13 protein-coding genes and 1 pseudogene are annotated in these 18906 nt (G+C 43.2%); 5 read left to right on the forward strand and 9 right to left on the reverse strand.

The features are described 5' to 3' along the window. Positions 1 to 93: 93 nt before the first annotated feature. The 4 genes from C2M33_RS12335 to C2M33_RS12350 form a co-directional block, all read right to left on the reverse strand. Positions 94 to 1104: a cupin-like domain-containing protein gene (locus C2M33_RS12335; protein WP_158685585.1), complete on the reverse strand. Its 1011-nt coding sequence runs from the start codon at positions 1102 to 1104 to the stop codon at positions 94 to 96. Further along, on the reverse strand, positions 1104 to 1829 hold the full coding sequence (locus tag C2M33_RS12340; protein ID WP_063702201.1) for a SapC family protein: 726 nt from the start codon (positions 1827 to 1829) through the stop codon (positions 1104 to 1106). Before C2M33_RS12340 ends, C2M33_RS12335 begins: the two co-directional genes overlap by 1 nt. Before the next feature lie 20 nt (positions 1830 to 1849). Continuing rightward, on the reverse strand, positions 1850 to 3391 hold the full coding sequence (locus C2M33_RS12345) for a tryptophan halogenase family protein (protein WP_105174576.1): 1542 nt from the start codon (positions 3389 to 3391) through the stop codon (positions 1850 to 1852). 90 nt (positions 3392 to 3481) lie between these two features. Further along, on the reverse strand, positions 3482 to 6430 hold the full coding sequence (locus tag C2M33_RS12350; RefSeq protein ID WP_233999184.1) for a TonB-dependent receptor: 2949 nt from the start codon (positions 6428 to 6430) through the stop codon (positions 3482 to 3484). Between the two features lie 302 nt (positions 6431 to 6732). On the opposite strand from C2M33_RS12350, the gene C2M33_RS12355 reads away from it, so the two are divergent. Further along, positions 6733 to 7344 (forward strand): fumarylacetoacetate hydrolase family protein, encoded by a 612-nt coding sequence (locus C2M33_RS12355; RefSeq protein ID WP_105174552.1) that lies wholly within the window; start codon positions 6733 to 6735, stop codon positions 7342 to 7344. On the opposite strand, the gene C2M33_RS12360 is transcribed toward C2M33_RS12355, so the two are convergent. The 3 genes from C2M33_RS12360 to C2M33_RS12370 all read right to left on the reverse strand — a co-directional run bounded on the left by C2M33_RS12360 (position 7295) and on the right by C2M33_RS12370 (position 9851). Further along, complete coding sequence (locus C2M33_RS12360) at positions 7295 to 8221, reverse strand: hypothetical protein (RefSeq protein WP_082874007.1); 927 nt, start codon at positions 8219 to 8221, stop codon at positions 7295 to 7297. The two genes, C2M33_RS12355 and C2M33_RS12360, sit on opposite strands and share 50 nt — an antisense overlap. Before the next feature lie 136 nt (positions 8222 to 8357). After that, a complete protein-coding gene (locus tag C2M33_RS12365) occupies positions 8358 to 9410 on the reverse strand; it encodes an aldo/keto reductase (protein WP_105174553.1) in 1053 nt (350 codons plus the stop codon). A 12-nt stretch (positions 9411 to 9422) separates the two neighbouring features. Continuing rightward, positions 9423 to 9851 carry an acyl-CoA thioesterase gene (locus C2M33_RS12370; protein ID WP_054552595.1) on the reverse strand — a complete coding sequence of 143 codons (429 nt, stop codon included), beginning with the start codon at positions 9849 to 9851 and terminating at the stop codon, positions 9423 to 9425. Positions 9852 to 10004: 153 nt separating this feature from the next. Between C2M33_RS12370 and C2M33_RS12375 the strand changes: the two genes are divergently transcribed. From C2M33_RS12375 to C2M33_RS12390, 4 genes and pseudogenes are all read left to right on the forward strand, one after another. After that, entirely contained in the window at positions 10005 to 10211 is a 207-nt protein-coding gene (locus tag C2M33_RS12375; RefSeq protein ID WP_054552594.1) for a hypothetical protein, read from the forward strand. Positions 10212 to 10272: 61 nt separating this feature from the next. Further along, positions 10273 to 11325 (forward strand): DNA polymerase IV, encoded by a 1053-nt coding sequence (dinB, locus tag C2M33_RS12380; protein WP_063702209.1) that lies wholly within the window; start codon positions 10273 to 10275, stop codon positions 11323 to 11325. Positions 11326 to 11431: 106 nt separating this feature from the next. Then, a pseudogene (locus tag C2M33_RS12385) lies at positions 11432 to 13115 on the forward strand (carbon starvation CstA family protein). A gap of 104 nt (positions 13116 to 13219) precedes the next feature. Beyond that, entirely contained in the window at positions 13220 to 14743 is a 1524-nt protein-coding gene (locus C2M33_RS12390) for a M17 family metallopeptidase (protein ID WP_105174554.1), read from the forward strand. 64 nt (positions 14744 to 14807) lie between these two features. Here C2M33_RS12390 and C2M33_RS12395 read toward each other — a convergent pair whose 3' ends face one another. Both C2M33_RS12395 and C2M33_RS12400 read right to left on the reverse strand, forming a co-directional pair. Then, on the reverse strand, positions 14808 to 16445 hold the full coding sequence (locus C2M33_RS12395; protein WP_105174555.1) for a methyl-accepting chemotaxis protein: 1638 nt from the start codon (positions 16443 to 16445) through the stop codon (positions 14808 to 14810). Between the two features lie 149 nt (positions 16446 to 16594). Continuing rightward, positions 16595 to 18820, reverse strand: coding sequence for a S9 family peptidase (locus C2M33_RS12400; RefSeq protein ID WP_063702218.1), 2226 nt, complete (start codon positions 18818 to 18820; stop codon positions 16595 to 16597). Positions 18821 to 18906 lie beyond the last annotated feature (86 nt).

Genomic DNA, 18906 nt, shown 5'->3' on the forward strand with positions numbered 1-18906 from the left:
ACTTAATTAAGCGGATTGCTATAAGTGAATTATGAACCAAGAGCCTGCAGATGCTTCGCCGAACTCGTTGCATCCGCTGGCTTTTGGTTCATTCTATCGGTTGAGCTTTTGTAGTAATAGCTGTCTTATTCTTCTGGCTGTTAGTTCGTCGATATCCGCTAATATCCCTTGCGCAGGCTCAGCAACGTGGCTTGCTAAATCCACATCATCAGCAAACACATAATGATTAAATAGTTGCTGCCATTTCTGTTTATGCTCGTTTGGCAAGTCTTTAATTGCCAGCATACTGTGCAGCATGGCATCAAATGGGTTTGCTAAATACTCTGGGGCTTGTCGCCACCAATAGTTCACCAACACATTAAACGGACTGGTTGCGCTAACCTGATGCCACCAAAGCGCTGGAATATAAATAGCATCGCCAGGGCCAAGAGTTGCCGATTGCGCTTTTGCTATAGCCTCTTTAAAGCGTGGAAAGCGGCTGAAATCGGGGTTATTAAAATCAACCAAGCTAACCGCTTGCCCAGCGGGTGTAAATTCGAGTGGACCAACGTAAAGATTATTGACCTGATCAGTTGGCAATAGAGTAAACGTACGCTCACCTGCAGCAACACAAGCTAGATTGTCGGCGTTGTCATAGTGAGCCGCAATCTGACTATGATTTCCCACCCAGAGGCTGGTTAGGCAGTTATAATCGGTCACAGTTAATGAGTTTTTAACACTAAAGCTCGGAGCGCAATACTCCACAGCAGTAGAGCCCATATACAGTGAATCACTGTCGGTTTGTGTGAGTGTTAGTGCTAATTTTTGCAGCACAGAAAGTAGGTTATCGGCGTGCTGTGAAAAATTAAGCCCCGAGAAATCAGCGTTATAAAAATAGCGCCCCTGATGAATTGCTTGGCTGCTAAAACTGCGTACTGGGGCGGTATTAGCAAGCCCTAAAAGATAGTCTAAGGCGTTTTTAGAACCTTGTTTAGCGGCAATGACTTGGGGCCAATTAGCGCAGAGATCTCTGATGACAAGTGGCTCAGTTAGCTCAGCTAAAAATGCTTTTAGATCAGCAATGCTTGAAGCCTGGCATTCTTTTATTGGCGCAGCCGCAAACATTACTGCTGAGCCCATTTTTTATTGAGCAAATGAGGAATGTGCTCCATTGATGCCAGCACCATATAAACGGCTTGTAGGTCGCCTTGCTGTTGTAACTGCTTAAGTTGTTCAGCGGTCAAGCCATTGAGTACCTGTTGGTTAATGGTATAAAAGCCGCTCACTGTGACTTTTTCGCCATTTTTATCTGCATATTCAATACTGAAAGCTTCGAGTAAATTAACGCTAAGCAAACGCTCAAAAAACTGATTAATTGTTTGGTGTTCTTGATGTAACGCGTTAAGTACTTGAGCAATATGATTTAAGTATTCGCTATTTCCACCATGTTCAAGGAAAATGGCTTCGCCATCACGTGTGCTTATGCGTGGGCTGTCTAAATCAATATGTACCACCAGAGATTGCTCAGGAATACCATTGTTATACTGGGTTTGTTGGCCAATTAAAAATGGCTGGCGCTGCATACTTAGTGGTAAGTAACTCAGTTGTAATTCGCCTTGCTCGTTTAGCAACAAGTTCTCGCCATTTTCAAAACCAAATAAAGCGAGGGCTTCGAATTGACCTGTTTGCGGGTGCTTACGAAATACGATAGGTTGATTTGCTTGAACTTTAGCAAACTCACTTGGAAATACGGTAGCGCAGCTAATATTGTCGCCCCAGTTAGCACCGCGTGTGGTGATCACTTTTAGGTCTTTATGGCTGATGTTATCAAGTAAGACATGATTGGCCATTGGGCCTCCTAATACTGAGATTAAATAGGTTGTATACCAAATTGCTGAATATGATTTAACAGCTCGCGGTTAGTGGGTAGTTGTTGTAATCCGCGTTTGGCTTGTTGTTGGTTAGCACTAAAATGCTCAATAATAGCCGTTGGCATTGCAAGTACAGGAAATTGTGGCAATTGCTTCATTCCATAAAGTACATACTGGTAACTGGCTGCAGAGAAGACCTCTTGAGCGCGGTCAAAGTCGTTTAACCACGGACTTTGATATTGCCAAAGTGCTAAGTTTTCTTGAAGTTGCAGAGGGACTGAGTTTGCCTCTTTATGGGCTTGCCAATAGGGGCTAGTGCGCTTTGACAACACATAATGCAGCTTTAAAAATTCAATGATACGTTGCCAGCGATAATGGCACTGCTCATCAAACCGCTTTGCCAGTGTCGGCATTGCAGCACGATGTGTTGGGAAATTAGCAAGTAAGTTATTCAGGCCAAGCTCCACCATGACTAACGCTGAGGCTTCAAGTGGTTCAATAAAGCCTGCAGACATACCAATAGCTAAACAGTTTTTATACCAAAAACGGCGTCTATAGCCGGGCGTAAAACTGATTTCACGAAATGTCAGTTCATTTTGCGCGGTACCAGGCTGGGTTTTTGCAATGTACTGGCTAAGCGCTTGTTTCGCATCTTCGCTGTTGGCAAAACGACTTGAGTACACCATACCTAGACCACGGCGGCTTTGTAAGCCGATATCCCAAATCCAACCGGCATCTTGCGCAGTGGCTTTGGTATAAGAAAGGATCTCTTGCTGCGGGTTTAAATAGGGCACCTGTACGGCAACGGCTCGATCGTTAAATAACACATCGTGTTGCTCAATTAGCTCTATCCCGTAATGTTGATGTAACAGCTTTGCGTGGGTGCCAGAGCAATCAATAAATAAATCACCTGCAATAGTGCCATGATCGCGGGTTTGCAATGAACTAATATAGCCATCTTCATCACTATTGATACATTCAACATGACTGACGATATGCTCAACGTTTAGTTTGGTCGTGCAGTGCTGTTGTAGCAGCATGGCAAACTTACCGGCATCTAAATGATAGCCATAGTTTGCTTCACCTTGATAGGCGCTATGCAAGTGGTTTTTCGGTGCTTTATGGTGATCGCATAAGTAGGTTTGGCTTGCCACCGCGTGGCTGAAACTCACGGCATCTTTGTTGGCAAACCAGTAAGGTGCAATATTTAATTGCTGATACGCCACCGGTAAGCTGAACGGGTGGTAATAATGTGCGTCGCCTTCATCGTCGCACCAGCCATCAAAACGTGAACCTTGTTTAAAAGACGCATCACAACGTTGAATAAATTCACTTTCGCTAATGCCGATGGTTTTTAAGGTTTGTCGCATGGTTGGCCAAGTGCCTTCACCAACACCAATGGTGGCAATATCGGGCGACTCAATCAGGGTGATCTGTGCGTTGTGAGTTAAATGGGGCTGGGCAGCAATTAAACCTGCGGATAACCAACCTGCAGAACCACCACCTAAAATGACGACTTTTTTTACTTCATTTTGTTGCATGTTTAAGGCCATCTCAAATGCTATGTAGACAAACTAGCATAAATACGAAAAAAAAAGCCGCTGTTGAGCGGCTTTTTTGACAACAAAATGCTAGAACGAGTAGCGGAAGCCGATGTTGTAGCGCGCACCATATTGGTTTGCACGTAACAGCTGCTCAGAGTAACGAACGTAAGTACGTTGCGTTTCATCTGTCAGGTTTAGACCTTCAACAAACACCGTTAGGTTCTCGTTAACTGAATAGTTCACGTTAATATCCCACTGGCCATAAGACTCAGTAAAGATTGGTGAAGCATGTTGGTCAAAGCCTGTTAAGAACTCATCACGCCAGTTATAAGAAATACGAGCCGATAAACCGTTTAAATCATAAATCGCAGAGAAGTTAGCTGAATCACTTAAACCCGGTAGGGCAAATTGATAGCCGATAGCATCTCGGTCTGCTTCAACATCACCAAATACGAAAGTCGCGTTAGCGGCAATACCAAAGCCAGAATCACCAAACATATGTTGCGCTGCTAGTTCCCAGCCCCATAGGTTTGCTGTTTCAACGTTGTTATCACGCGATACGAAGAAGCTTGCCAGTGGATCTGTATCGTTACCAACGATAGGCGTGCCTTCTTCTGTGCCTTGGTTTTCGTTGATCTTATCGTGGATTGCTTGGTCAGATGGTTGTTCACCTGCTGCTGCTAAATCTTCACGCGCTTGTTCTGCACGATCACCAATGAATGGGTCTGTAATACCATCAATCGTTTCTTCGGTTGTGATATTTACAAGGAAGTTATCAACTTGCTTACGATAGTAACCCGCAGACACATAGCTGCCTTCACCGTAGTAGTATTCAAGTGACAGGTCGATATTATCTGAAGTATAAGGTTTTAAGTTCGGGTTACCCACAGCCACTTTACGTTGACCCACTTTCGGGTTACCTAAGAATGACGTTGTTGAGCGAAGCGCGCCAACAGGAGGACGAGCAAGGCTGCGGCTGTAAGAGAAGCGTGCAATAACGTCTTCAACTACTTCGATGTTCATATCGATGCTAGGTAAAAACTCTTTGCTGCTACCTTCACCGTTTGAGAATGAACGTTCATCAGCGTAAATGTAAGACCATTCGTTACCGTTAACCCACTCCATTGCAACAGCAGGGCGCTCTAAGCTGTTTGCTGTAACATCTGTTGATTCGTAACGTAAACCCGCAGTGATGTTCACTGGCATACCGTTAAATTCTGTTTCGAAGTTAGCTTGTGCGTATACCGCAGTTGTTTCTTCGCTTACACGGTGGTCGTCATCGATTGGACCCGCTTGCACCATACCGTTTACATCAGCAGGCCAGCTACATGCACCAACGCCGCCATCAGGGTGATCACAGTCAATGCTTTCGGCAATCGCGACAATGTCATCGAAATCAGCATCGTAGTAGTAATTTAATAGCTTATCGCTACCACCACCAGAGAAGCCATCAAGTAAACCTGAGCTGTCTACACGAGTGAACATGCTGTCATCGTACCAATCAGCTGACATTAACCACCAACCAGCAGCAAGCTGACCTGAGTAGGCTGTCGTCGTACGGAAATCAATTTTAGTATGTGATACACCAAAGTTAATGCTTGATAGGGCGCCGCTGTTTTCGTTATACCACGTACCTTTTAACTGGTATTGGTCAAGGTCGTTGGTGTTAGTGTCTTTGTTTACACCGGCGAAAAGGGTCCCCATGTCGCTCGGTAAAATTTCTGCTTGGCCATTGGTTAATGTCATATCGATAAGCGGAATTTCGCCTTTGCTGAAGTCAGCCATTTTTTCGTCGATATTCACTGTTGGGTTTTCACACCATGAACATGACGTGTTACCAATAATCATAAACGCATCATGGCCGATACCCACACCGGCACTTTCAGCCGATGAGTTGTGCGCATCAAACTCGATGTTTAAATTGTCTGTTACTTGCCAATCAATGTTTAAACCAAGTGATTTATTTTCGTTAGTTGTTGCACCGCGGTTTAAGTTTGTTGAGTAGTCACCACCAATTTCAGTTACTTGCGTGTAAGTACCGTTTTCATTAATCGTTGCTGCGCTAACATTACCACCATTGTTGAACCACACACCAAAGCTACGGCCATCTTTTTCAAACTCAAGTTTTGAGTAAGTGTAATCAACGGTTGCAGTAATGCGGTCATTCGGTGCGTATTGCAGCACAAGTTGACCATTGGTACGTTTACGTGAATTGTCTGAAAACGCATAACCAGCATTTTGCGGATACCAGGTTGCGCCATCAGCGCGTTGGTTGTTATCTGTCAGTGCTAAATCAGGAGACGATGAAATATCAACATTTGGGATCCAGTTATCAACCGCCATTGATTGCTCGCGGTTGTCACGCTCTTGAACTGAGCCTGAGATTAAAATACCGAATTTGTCATCGTTGAATGTGTTGCTGTAGATACCTGATAACTCAGGCGTTACATCATCACCTGTTTCGTTTGATGTGTCGTGAACTGCTTTTGCACCAATCGAAGCGTGTAAACCAGGGTTAGAAAGAGGTTTAGCTGTGGTGATATTAACTGTTGCACCAATACCCCCGCTAGGGATATCAGAACGCGCTGTTTTATATACTTCAACACCGCTCACACTTTCTGTTGCGATGTCGCCAAAATCAAATGAACGACCGCCAGTTGTTGGCATTTGGCGATTGTTAAGGGTTACTAAGTTAAATTCAGGACCAAAACCACGAACCGTAATTTTGCTACCTTCACCATTACTACGGTCAATAGACACACCGGTAATACGTTGTAAAGATTCAGCTAGGTTGGTATCAGGGAATTTACCAATGTCTTCAGAGGTAATTGCATCAACAACACCCGCAGATTGACGTTTGATATCCATTGATTTTACTAGGCTTCCGCGAATACCTGATACTTGTATTACTTCAATATCACTTGCTTTGTCGGGCTGTTCTTCGGCGACAGCTGAGTGAGGAACTAGCGCGCTTAGACCCATTGCCATAGACAGGCTAATAGCAAGCTGCTTTTTCTTGAAAAGTGTGTGGTTCATGCAAATCTCCAGATTTGGTTTTATTTTATGTTGTTGTCTATTTTTGTAAGCGCTTACATTTTCTTTCAAAAAAAATCGCCGAACCCGATTTTATAAATGTAACCGCTTACATTAAGTTATTAGAAAGTAAAACAATCGTCAACACAAATAACGGTTTAAGATCAGAGGTAATATCTATGTTTATGTTATTATGGGAAATATTTTATCAAAAAGTTTATATTTTTTAGGTACAAAGGCAACGCCTTTCAGCTAAAATTAGAAAATTAGAGTCTTTTACATTTGTTAAAACAAGAGGTGTTTTCGTGCAAACAGTGAAATGGAATGAAGGTGTATTCACCCCAAGCAAAATCATTTGCGTTGGTCGTAATTATGCTGCGCATATTGCGGAGCTTAACAATGAAACACCAACAAATATGGTGCTGTTTGCAAAACCAAATAGCGCAATCACAGAGTCTCTTAAAAGTGAGCATTTAGCTGAGGCACTCCACTTCGAAACTGAGCTCTGCTTTTTAGTTAAAAACAAACAACTTGCTGCGGTTGGGCTAGGGCTTGATTTAACCAAACGAGGCCTACAAAGCACACTTAAAGAAAAAGGCCTGCCTTGGGAGCGCGCAAAAGCATTTAATGGTTCTGCACTTTTTACTGAATTTGTCACGGTTAATGACAGTTACCATTATCAATTTAGTTTGAAGATTGATGGTAAAGAGACCCAATTTGGCGATACAAAGTTAATGCTGCATAACGCTGAGCAAATCTTAGCTGAAATCAGTGAATTTATGGACCTAGAAGATGGCGATATCATTATGACTGGCACGCCTGAAGGAGTAGGGAAGGTTGTCGCTAATTCAAGCTTTGTTGTAACCCTTATGGATGATCAACAGGCGTTGCTATCTCATCAGTGGCAGGCTCTTTAAGCGGGTCTAAAATGTAGCGCTGGTAATAAGTTGAAAACTCAGGAAAGCTTTGTTCGAGCCAAGTTCGTTGGCTTTGCTGGTATCTCTCACTTGGCAGTACCTTGTTCTTCAGCGCCTCATTAATTTCTGCAAGCACTTTTTCGGCATAATTATTAGGCGCGTTCGTTGAGCAACCAATGGCACCAAAAACCACATTCTGAGCCGGATTAACAATGGTGAGCTTTTGAATATTCTGTTGGTTTTGTTGATTGTAATAATCAGCAACGTAGGGGTAATCAATGGTGTAATCAATGTAGCCATGCTCTAACTGCGAGAGCAAAGCAAAATTTGGACTACTGCCATTACCACTTAATGCTGCACTTTCGTAAAGCTTGGTATTTTTCGCTATAGCATCAAGCTTATTGCCAAATTTACGCGCATCATTTTGACCATAAATAAAATTGGCATCAGTGAGCAAAGAGATAAGTGATACTGGGTTACCGTGTTTTTGCTTAATTTTCAGTGCTTTCTCTTCGGTACTTAATACGCTAAAGGGTGGGTACACTGTGGTTGGGATTGAGTAAGTAGCGCGGTTGGTTTTTTTATCACGATGGATCATGCAGGCATAGCACGCCATTTGTCCGTCATCGAGATATTTACTGCCACGTTTTTGCGGCAACATCACTTTGTTGTGGTTAATGTTGGGTAAGGCTTCAATCAACATATCGGTAATTTCATTGCATAGCCCACCATGGGGATAAGCGTTACTTTTCTCGATAAAGAAGGGCTTACCATCATTTTCAAGCCAGGTAATTGAGAGCTGCTCAGAGGCATGAGTAATGGTGGCAAACAACGACCCTGCAACCACGCATAATACTTGTTTTACGACTCTACTCATTAACACCCTACAAAGTTAAATGCTATGAGTAACTATACACTAAAGTATGGATAAACCTGTAGGTGAAACAGAAAAATGATGAATAAGTATTAATAAGCCTGTCAGATCACAGGCTTATAATAATGCACATAATTGCTTAGAAAGGCATAGGATAGAGGGTAAATACGTCAGCGATTTTATCGTTAGCTTCATCGCTTAATTGCACCGAGAAAGCATCGATATTTTCTTTTAACTGCGCCATTGATGTTGCACCTATAATCGTTGAGCTTACGCCATCCACTTGATCACACCAAGCCAATGCAAGTTGTGAAGGTGTTAAATTAAAGGCGTTAGCAATTTCAACATATTCAGCAATCGCAGCGCGTGATTGTGCTGTGTCTCTAAATAGGCCATTACGTTGCACTAGCGTCCAACGACTACCTTCAGGGCGAGCACCATTTAAGTACTTACCACTTAGCATGCCGCCACCTAGGGGTGACCAAGGTAGGTAAGCAATATCTTCATGAATACATTGTTCAATCAAATACGGCCAATCTTTGGCGTGCAATAAACTAAATTCGTTTTGAATCGATACCATGCGCGGAAGGTTATGCTGCTCACTTAAGCGTAAGTACTGGCTGATGCCCCAAGGTGTATCGTCTGATAAACCACAGTGCTTAATTTTACCAGCCTTGATACAGTCATTCAGCCCTTCAAGAATATCTAACATACCCGCGATATTTTGATCAGTGTCAGCCTCTGAGAAGCACACTTTACCTGGCCACTGTTTACCAAAGTGCGGTGATGTACGGTTAGGCCAATGTAATTGGTATAAATCGATAACCTCAGTTTGCAAGCGTTTAAGAGATGCATCAACGGCTTCAACCACTGCTTGGCGAGTAATATCGCCTGCATCGCGTACCCAAGGTAAGCCGTTACCCGCAATTTTAGTGGCAATGACAAGATCATCGCGTTTGTCTTTATTACGCGCTAACCAATTACCGATGATCTCTTCTGTCTTACCGTAGGTGTCTGGAGAAGGTGGTACGGCATACATTTCGGCAGTATCAATAAAGTTAACGCCTTTATCTAATGCATAGGCGATTTGTTCATCGGCATCGGCTTGGTTGTTTTGCATACCCCATGTCATGCTACCTAAGCAAACACGAGATACATCAATACCACTTCGACCAAGTGGGCTATAAAGCATAATAGATCCTTGTTAATCGCTAGAATGGGCTTTAAGTGCAGTTAATAACTCATCATTTAACTGCGCTTTTTTACCCGTTTTAAAATTAAACATAACCACTTGTGATGAGCCAATGGTTGTTACTGCGTCTTGGCTTTCACTAAATACAGTGTAATGCATCATAAAACGATCGTGTTCAATGTCACTAATCTTTACACCAACATGCACCGTATCAGGAAATGTCACCGGGCGTTTATAGCGAGCATTGTTTTCGCTGATCACCGGACCCACACCTGTTACTTGTAAATCTTTAAGAAAACCTAGTTGAGTAAAAAAATCGATACGGGCTGTTTCAAAGTAGCGAAAATACACCACATTATTGACGTGCTGCAGGGCATCCATTTCACCCCATGCAACATTAATTTTTGTTCTGATAGGGTGTTGTTCTATAAACGATTGCATAGTAAATCTTCGTTGATTGTGAGAAAACTTAGGTTAGCAATATGCTGCTTTTAGCTCAAGGAAATTAGAAAACTCAGTAGATTGTGCTAGATTTATAAGTTCACGCTTACGTAAAGTGTGAGCAAAATGAACACACATTAAAGGACCTTAATTATGCAGCAACTAACCTTGAGGGTGATAAAGTGGATTGCACTTTTCATCTTACTCGCTCTAGCTTTGCTCTGTTATAGCATGGGCACAATGTCAGGATTTATCGCTTTAATTGTCGTGGGCTTGTTATTCGAAGCCGCGTTTTGGTTATTTGGCGCACGGCTTATCAGTCGCAAAAAACCAAACCAACAAACAAGCCAAACCTCTTAGCTTGCACTCTCAGGAAGTTTAAATATAATAACTGTATATATAAACAGTTGTTGTGTTCCTGATGAAAAAATTCATTCACATCGATATGGACTGCTTTTATGCAGCCGTTGAGATGCGTGATAACCCCGCGCTTGCGAATGTGCCACTGGCTATAGGTGGTAATAGTCGTCGCGGGGTGCTATCAACAGCTAATTATATTGCCCGTAAATATGGTGTGCGCTCGGCGATGTCGAACTATCACGCCAAACAACTGTGCCCCGATCTGGTTATCGTGCCCGGACGCATGCAGGTTTACAAAGAAATCTCCACGCAAATTCGCGCCATTTTTGCAAAGTACACTGACCTTATTGAGCCGTTATCGTTAGATGAAGCCTACCTTGATGTAACCGACAGTACCGCATGCAAAGGCAGTGCAACATTGATGGCAGAGCAAATCCGCCAAGAAATCTATGACACCACCGGACTAACAGCCTCAGCGGGCGTTGCGCCAATTAAGTTTATTGCCAAAATAGCCAGCGATGAAAATAAGCCTAATGGTCAGTTTGTGGTATTGCCCGATCAAGTTGATGACTTTTTGGCGAGTTTACCGCTTGGCAAAATTCCCGGCGTAGGCAAGGTGACATTAGAAAAGCTGCAACTTAAAGGGCTTTACACGGGGGCTGATGTGCGTGCGAAAGGTGTTAATTGGATGCAGCAGCACATTGGTAATTTTGGCGTGTCTTTATATCAAAAGTGTGCAGGCGAATACGTTGGCAAAGTGTCAACAGAGCGAGTGCGAAAGTCGCTCAGTGTTGAGCACACCTATGAATACAACAAAAATAATTTAGACGAGTGTTTAAGCCAGTTACCCCGCTTGATGGATGAATTAACTCGTCGTCTTGATAGACAACAATTAAACAACCGCATCAATAAATTATCGGTGAAGGTCAAGTTTGCCAATTTTGTTGTGACCAGTGCCGATCAAAGCCACCATCAATTAGACGAACGCATTTTTGCTGAGTTAATGAGCAAAGCCTATGAGCGAGGTAACAACCAGCCAGTACGCCTGCTAGGGATAGGTGTCGGAATAAAGAGTCAGGCTCACGAGCATTTTCAGCTGAGTATATTAGACTAAAGGTTAACACCTTGGTGCTTGAAAGTTTGTTAGTGTCTAGTTGGGGTGCTAGGCCTGCCTAGTTCAACACCTTAGACAACATTATAACTTAATAAGAGAGATGACTATGCAATCGGTCGTAATCGTGCTGCTCGGAATAGTCGGTATGTTGTTCGGATGGTTCTTTTATTCGAAATTCATCGCCGAAAAAATATTTAAAATGGATGATAATTTTGTCACACCTGCTCATGAACTTGAGGATGGTGTGGATTATGTGCCAACTAACAAAGTTGTGTTATGGGGTCACCATTTCACCTCTGTTGCAGGTGCCGCGCCAATTGTTGGCCCTGCCATTGCCGTTTATTGGGGCTGGGTGCCTGCGGTACTTTGGGTGGTATTTGGTACTATCTTTTTTGCTGGTGTTCACGACATGGGGGCTCTATGGGCCAGTGCGCGTAACAAAGGCAAATCAATGGGCGCTTTATCTGAAAGCGTAATTGGTAAACGCACCCGTGCGTTATTTATGATTGTGGTGTTCTTAGTACTGCTGATGGTGAATGCGGTATTTGGTGTGGTCATTGCTAAATCATTTGTATCTCAACCTAACGCGGTATTCCCTGCTTGGTCAGCGATTGTGGTGGCTTTAGTCATCGGTCAATTGTTACGCCGTAAAGTGTCGTTAATTCCACTTGTGTTTAATTGGTGTTGCCATTCTTTACTACACAATTTACCTAGGTAGTAGCATGCCAATCGCATTACCTGATGAAATGTTCGGATTGAGTGCGAATGCGAACTGGATCATCATCTTATTTATTTATGCTGCCATTGCTTCATTATTGCCGGTATGGATGCTGTTACAGCCACGTGACTTCATCAACGGTATGCAGTTATTAGTGGGATTAGTACTACTTTATGGTGCGGTATTTATTTCAATGCCAGATATCACAGCGCCTGCGTTTAATACCCAAACGGCGGTAGATACACCAAGTATTATTCCATTGTTATTCGTGACTATAGCTTGTGGTGCGGTATCGGGTTTCCACGGTATTGTGTCTTCAGGTACCAGTTCTAAGCAGCTTAACAAAGAAACCGATGGTCGCTTTGTTGGTTACTTAGGTGCGGTAGGCGAAGGTATGCTTGCGCTTATTACATTGGTTGCAGTAAGTGGTGTTGCGCTTGCGGTATCTCCAGAAGAATGGCATGAAATTTACAGCCACTTAGGTGCCGGTAGTGTGAGTGCCTTTATTAATGGTGGAGCTAATCTAATTGAAAACGGCTGGGGTATTTCGCAAGAAGTCGCCTCAACATTACTTGCCGTAATGGTGGTGCTGTTTGCGGGGACTACGATGGACTCTGGCGTTCGTCTGCAGCGTTATATCATCCAAGAATGGGGCGATATTTATAATATCAGCATTATTCGAAACGGTGTGGTTGCGACGTTAGTTGCTGTACTTTGCTGTTTACTGCTTGCTTTTGGTGCTGGTGGCGCTGATGGTAGCGGCGGTATGATCATTTGGCCGTTATTCGGCTCGACTAACCAAATCCTTGCAAGTTTAACCTTGTTGGTTATTTCAGTGATGCTAATTAAGGCGAATCGTCCTGCAAAATACACACTGATCCCAATGAGTTTTGTATTGATAATGGCGTTTTTTGCTGGGGTTATTAAACTTGGCGAGTACTATCAACAAGGTAACTGGTTACTGGTGACACTTGATTTGTTAGTACTGGTGGTGAGCGTACTGGTTATGCTTGAAGCTTGGTCTGTGATTGTTAAGCATCGTAAAGACTCAGCACACCTTACAGAGCAGTAAACTTAGCTTGCCAGCCTTATCGTAAGCTATCTTACTTGGCTGGCAATAGCGCTCTAAATCAATGATAATAAGGTCCTATGTTTCTAACAGCAGGACCTTTTTTTATGGCATACCCTCATGCAGTTGCAGCCCCGCAATTAGCGGATGCAAATCACGATGCATTGATTATTATCGGTGATGATTTTTCTTCTTTAGCAGACGCAAGCTTAAGCCAAGCTATTAGCGCTCAACAAGCCGTAGACGCACGTATTGGTAAACAAGTGACATTACTTGTGATTGACTCTAAACGCGTTATTTTGGCGCCTACAGGCCCTCTGAACCGTGATTATGATGATGTACGTCGTTACTTTGATGCGGCAAAGCAAGGTGTACTAGAAGCGAAAGCATCGGGTAGCACTCAGCCTGCAATTTTACTTGCTAATGTAAATCAAGATAGCCGTTACAAGCACGCCCTCGAAGTGGCTTATTTAGGTGCTTGCCAAGCACTTTGGCAACCACTTGAGGCTCGTGAGTACCATGGTCAAGCGATTGAACCAATTGGCCAAATTAGCCTTGTTGGCGCAGACGAGGCAATGAGCAAAGCGCTTAATGCTATTGCTGCGGGTCAATACGCTGCACGTGATTTATGTGGTACAGAACCTGAGCGTATGGCACCACCACGTTTTGCTGATTACTGCGTTGAGTTATTTGCGGGTAGCAAGGTGTCTGTTGAAGTGATTTCAGATATCAACACTATCGATAAAGATTACCCAATGATGAGCACTGTAGCGCGCGCATCTTACGCTGTTGAACGTCATCACCCACGTGTTGTAAAACTAGAATACGTGCCTGAAGGCGACGTTGAGCGTACCCTAATGTTTGTTGGTAAAGGTTTAGTTTACGATACCGGTGGTGCAGACCTTAAAGTGGGTGGCTTTATGGCAGGTATGAGCCGTGATAAAGGCGGTGCTGCTTCGGTTGCTGGCTTTATGAAATCAGTGGCTGACTTTGCACCAAAAGGCGTAAAAGTAATTGCCTATTTAGCCGTGGTTCGTAACTCAATTGGTTCTGATTGTTTTGTTCCTGATGAAATCATCACTTGCCGTGAAGGTGTACGTGTTCGTATCGGTAACACCGATGCTGAAGGTCGTTTAGCAATGGGTGACTTACTAAGTGAAATGAAAGATCGCGCTTTAAACGAAGTGAACCCAGAGCTATTCACTGTTGCTACGCTAACAGGCCACGCAGCACGTGCGATGGGTCCTTACAGTGCGTATGTTGAAAATGGTCCAGCTCGTGCAGCGAATGTTTCACGCCAAATTGCTGATTTAGGTGATTTATGGGCAGATGGCGCAGAAGTATCTCGTAGCCGCCGTGAAGATTACGATTTCGTAAAACCACGTACACTGGCAGATGACGTACTTTCAAGCAACAATGCACCATCAGCTGTAACTGCACGTGGTCACCAGTTCCCAATGGCATTCTTAGCGATTGTTGGTGGCTTAGATAAGCATGGCACTGAATCTGAAAAGCCATTACCGTATGTTCATATGGATATCGCAGGTAGCGGTGTAGAAGGTGGTGATTGGCAACATGGTAAGCCTACCGCAGCAACAGTAAGCAGCTTATTCGCTCGTTATTGTTTATAAGCTAAAAGCTATAAGTTTTAAGTTTGAAAAGCCCCGCACAGCAGTGCGGGGCTTTTTTGTGGTGTTAGTCGAGCTTGAAGCGGTTAACGACATCACTTAACGCTTGCGAGCTTTGTTTTAAGTTTTCACTGGCGTTCGAAAGTCCTTCGGTATTCGACAGTGATTGCTCGGTTGATTGCGAAAGCTCATTAATCCGTAAATTAACCTCATCTGCGGCGCTAGTTTGTTGCTCGGTAGCGCGGGCGATTTGGCTGTTCATATCTTTGATAATAGTGACAAGTCGCTCAATCTCACTCAGCGAACTATTTGCTTCACCTGCCTGTGAAACTGTTTCGGTTGATAACTGTTGGCTTGCTGATACAGCATCAACAGCAGCTTGTGCACCGGTTTGTAGTTTACTGATCATGGCTTGAATTTCGTCGGTACTTTTACCTGTACGACTTGCTAATGTACGTACTTCGTCAGCTACCACAGCAAAGCCTCGGCCTTGCTCACCAGCACGAGCAGCTTCAATAGCAGCATTGAGTGCCAGTAAGTTGGTTTGCTCAGCAATACTGCGAATAACATCAAGTACTGAACCAATGTTGTTACTCTCTGCAGCAAGATCCGCCGTTACCTTACTCACTTGTTCAATATTATGCGACAGGGTCTCAATGGCGGTAATGGTCTTGTTAAGAACCTGCTTGCCTGCTTCGGCATTTTGCGCCGCTTCATTGGCAGCATGTTCAGCTTGGTCAGCATTTTGACTAACATCGTGAATTTGATGAGTCATTTGTTCCATCGCGGTTGCTACTTGAGTCGAGCTATCGTTTTGTAATTCAATAAAAGAGTGATTGGTTTTACTGGCATCATCTACGCTATGAGCAAACTGATTTACTTGCTCGGCATTGTGGGCAACATGTTTCAGTGACTCACGCATTTTTGCGGTGTACAAATTAAAGTAGCGCGACAAACGAGACACTTCATCATTGCCATTTTCATCAAGCTTTTGGGTTAAATCCCCTTCGCCTTGTGAAATGTCTTTCATCATGTCGGCGGCAAGTTGGGTCGGGCGTAGAATACTATTGGCAATTAGGTAGCTAAGTGCAACCAGTAGGGCAATGAGCACCACTGCGGTGATAATGACATGGGTACGAAGCGAAGAGAATGCTTCTTCAATGGTATCAATATAGACACCAGAGCCTACAATCCATTGCCATTTGTCAAAACCTTTTACGTAGGCAATTTTATCAACCGGCTTATCTTTACCAGGTTTTGGCCACTTGTAGGGAATAAAGCCTTTACCTTGTTTTTTGACAATATTGACCATATCGACAAATAACAACACGCCATCTGGATCTTTACTACCCGCTAGCGATTTACCATTTAATTCGGGCTTAAACGGGTGCATGACCATCACGGGTTGATAATCGTTGATCCAAAAGTAATTGTTGTTGTCATAACGTAGTGCAGAAATTGTTTCGAGGGCTGCTTGTTTGGCCTGTTGCTCACTTAGCTTACCTTGCTCAAACAATTCATAGTTATGCTCAATAATAGAGTAAGCAGACTCAACAAGGTTTTGGGTTTTTATATATTGCTCATGTTTTAGCGAGCTGTATTGCTGCGTTAAACTCGAGACGCTCAAAAATATCAGCCCTATCACGACCACACTCACTAACATGGCGAGGCGCTGAAAAATTGTAAAACGGCGTAAGTAATTCATGTGTGTTCCTTCGTCATGCTCATAGGAGCAATGTATTAAGCGTAGCCAAAATAGGTCGAAAATCTAGTTAAATAGTAGAATACATTGAGACAAAAAAAAGGCTGATTTAACAATCAGCCTTTAGTCTAAGTTACCGAAATTGAACGTGATTATTCAACGTTAAAGTGTCGGTTGAAGAAACTTGTGATAGTTTGGTGTAAGTGCGTTTGTACGCTCTTGCCACGTAAACTGTGTTTTGAACCCGGGTAAGTCATCATTTCGAACTGTTTTTCTTGATCTTGCAGTTGTTTGAATAACTTAGTGGCGTGAGTGAATAATACGTTATCATCAGCCATACCGTGGTAAATCATCAGTGGGCCTTTTAAGCCTTCGGCATACGGGAAAACTGCACTTGCTTCGTAACCTTTCGCGTTAGTTGCAGGGTGACCTACATAACGTTCAGTGTAGTGAGTGTCGTAAAGTTCCCAATCAGTGACTGGCGCACCAGAAACACCGGCTTTGAAGTAGTCGCCCGCTTTAAACATGGTCATAAGCGCCATGTAACCACCGTAGCTGTGGCCATAAATACCAATACGCTCAGGGTCAACGTAATCAAGGGTACGTAAGAACTCGACCCCTTTAATTTGGTCTGCCACTTCAGCAACACCTAAGTGCTTATAAATCACGTCTTCAAACTTTTTACCACGGTTGTATGAACCACGGTTATCAAGTTGGAAAATAACATAGCCTTGTTGTGCCATGTACTGGAAGTATAAGTTTTTACTACGCCAGCTGTTTGTTACGCGCTGAGCATGAGGGCCGCCATACACGTTAACAATAACCGGGTGCTTTTTACCGTCTTGGTAATTAGTTGGCTTGAATAAACGGTAATGCATGATTTGCCCGTCTTCAGCCGTCAACGTGCCGTATTCAGGTGTGATCAAATCAGCAAGGTAAGGCGTTAATGGGTGTGACTTATCTAACTTGTTTTCTTCAAGCCAAGTGATAAATTCGCCATTAATTTTACGTAATGCTGCTGAGCCTGGCTTATTAACTGATGAGCTGTTATCGATAAAGGTTTTGTTATCTTTAGCAATCACCACATTATGGTAAGCGCCTAGTTCAGTTACGCGTTTAATTTCGCCTTTCTTGAATAGCGGTACGCTGTAAAGGTGGCTTTCAAGTGCTGTATCTTTACGACCTGCAAAATAAACGATGCCTTTTTTCTCATCGATACCTTTTAAGCTATCAACAACCCATTCACCTTGGGTGATTTGACGGATCATTTCGCCGTTTGTGCGGTATAAATAAAGATGTTTAAAACCGTCGCGCTCAGATGCCCAAACGAAATGTTTTTTATCGTTTAAGAACTGCAAATCAAAGTGCAGGTTAATCCAAGTATCACTGCTTTCTGTTAGGGCAACCGTTTGTTTTTTAGTGTCGCTATTATAAAAACGTAACTCTAAGTTATGTTGCGAGCGGTCTTGCCACTGATAAGAAAGTGTTTTGTTATCTTTTAACCAGTTAGCACGAGCGATATAGATATCTTGATCGTCGCCTAAATCAACCCAGTCAGTTTTTTGATTGTTGATGCTTACAACACCTAACTGAATTTTAACGTTGTCGGTACCTGTAAACGGGTAGCGTTGGTTAAAAAGCTTTACTTCATCCGCGTAAATTTCATTACGGATAGCTTCTTTTACTGGGCTTTCATCAACACGGGTATAAGCGATTTTAGATTCATCACCAGACCACCAGTAGCCAGTCATACGGCCCATTTCTTCTTGCGCAACAAACTCGGCCATGCCGTTTTTAATAACGCCGCCACCATCTTTACTTAATTGGATTTCTTGACCCGTTTTTAAGTTAAGTGCATATAGGTTTTGCTCACGAATAAACGACACATAATGGCCTTTAGGTGAGAAACGTGCATCGGTTTCAAATGCTTCTGTGTCGGTTAATTTACGGCTTTTAGCTGAAGCAAGCTCATAATAGTAAAGGTCGCCATTAAGTGGAAATAAAAGCGCTTTACCGTCTTTTGACCATTTATATTCTAAAATCCCTTTACCAAAAATACGCTGGCGCTCACGGCGTGCTTTTTCTTCGTCAGATAAGTTCTCTGGACCAGAGAATAGTGCAGCAGAGTCAACTAATAAGCGGTTTTTGTTATCTTTTAAGTTGTATTCCCATAAGTCGTAGCGATTGTAATCATCGGTTTTACCTTGCAGGTAAGTGACACGACTGCCATCTGGAGAGAATTTAAGTTGCACAGGCGCTTTGCCTGCTAAGCTTGGATCGTCAAAAATACGCTCAAGAGTAAGCGGTTCAGCGGTCACACTGAATGCTGTTGCCACCATCGGCAAAGCAAGTGAGAGAGATTTAATTTTTTTTAGCACAGGAGTACCTTCGCTCGAATAAAAACTGCCACGATGGTAATGGTAAGCTTAGGCAACTGCAACAAAATGCTATAAAGTAGGGGATG

The sequence above is a fragment of the Pseudoalteromonas sp. T1lg122 genome (assembly GCF_002964825.1).
Lineage (GTDB): Bacteria > Pseudomonadota > Gammaproteobacteria > Enterobacterales > Alteromonadaceae > Pseudoalteromonas > Pseudoalteromonas gelatinilytica.

What these genes read in the sequence shown, in the direction of transcription:
- C2M33_RS12360 (WP_082874007.1), bottom strand. Translation starts at nt 8,221, where the DNA reads ATGAGTAGAGTCGTAAAACAAGTATTATGCGTGGTTGCAGGGTCGTTG.
- C2M33_RS12335 (WP_158685585.1), bottom strand. Translation starts at nt 1,104, where the DNA reads ATGTTTGCGGCTGCGCCAATAAAAGAATGCCAGGCTTCAAGCATTGCT.
- C2M33_RS12340 (WP_063702201.1), bottom strand. Translation starts at nt 1,829, where the DNA reads ATGGCCAATCATGTCTTACTTGATAACATCAGCCATAAAGACCTAAAA.
- C2M33_RS12390 (WP_105174554.1), top strand. Translation starts at nt 13,220, where the DNA reads ATGGCATACCCTCATGCAGTTGCAGCCCCGCAATTAGCGGATGCAAAT.
- C2M33_RS12375 (WP_054552594.1), top strand. Translation starts at nt 10,005, where the DNA reads ATGCAGCAACTAACCTTGAGGGTGATAAAGTGGATTGCACTTTTCATC.
- C2M33_RS12370 (WP_054552595.1), bottom strand. Translation starts at nt 9,851, where the DNA reads ATGCAATCGTTTATAGAACAACACCCTATCAGAACAAAAATTAATGTT.
- C2M33_RS12365 (WP_105174553.1), bottom strand. Translation starts at nt 9,410, where the DNA reads ATGCTTTATAGCCCACTTGGTCGAAGTGGTATTGATGTATCTCGTGTT.
- dinB (WP_063702209.1), top strand. Translation starts at nt 10,273, where the DNA reads ATGAAAAAATTCATTCACATCGATATGGACTGCTTTTATGCAGCCGTT.
- C2M33_RS12395 (WP_105174555.1), bottom strand. Translation starts at nt 16,445, where the DNA reads ATGAATTACTTACGCCGTTTTACAATTTTTCAGCGCCTCGCCATGTTA.
- C2M33_RS12345 (WP_105174576.1), bottom strand. Translation starts at nt 3,391, where the DNA reads ATGCAACAAAATGAAGTAAAAAAAGTCGTCATTTTAGGTGGTGGTTCT.
- C2M33_RS12350 (WP_233999184.1), bottom strand. Translation starts at nt 6,430, where the DNA reads ATGAACCACACACTTTTCAAGAAAAAGCAGCTTGCTATTAGCCTGTCT.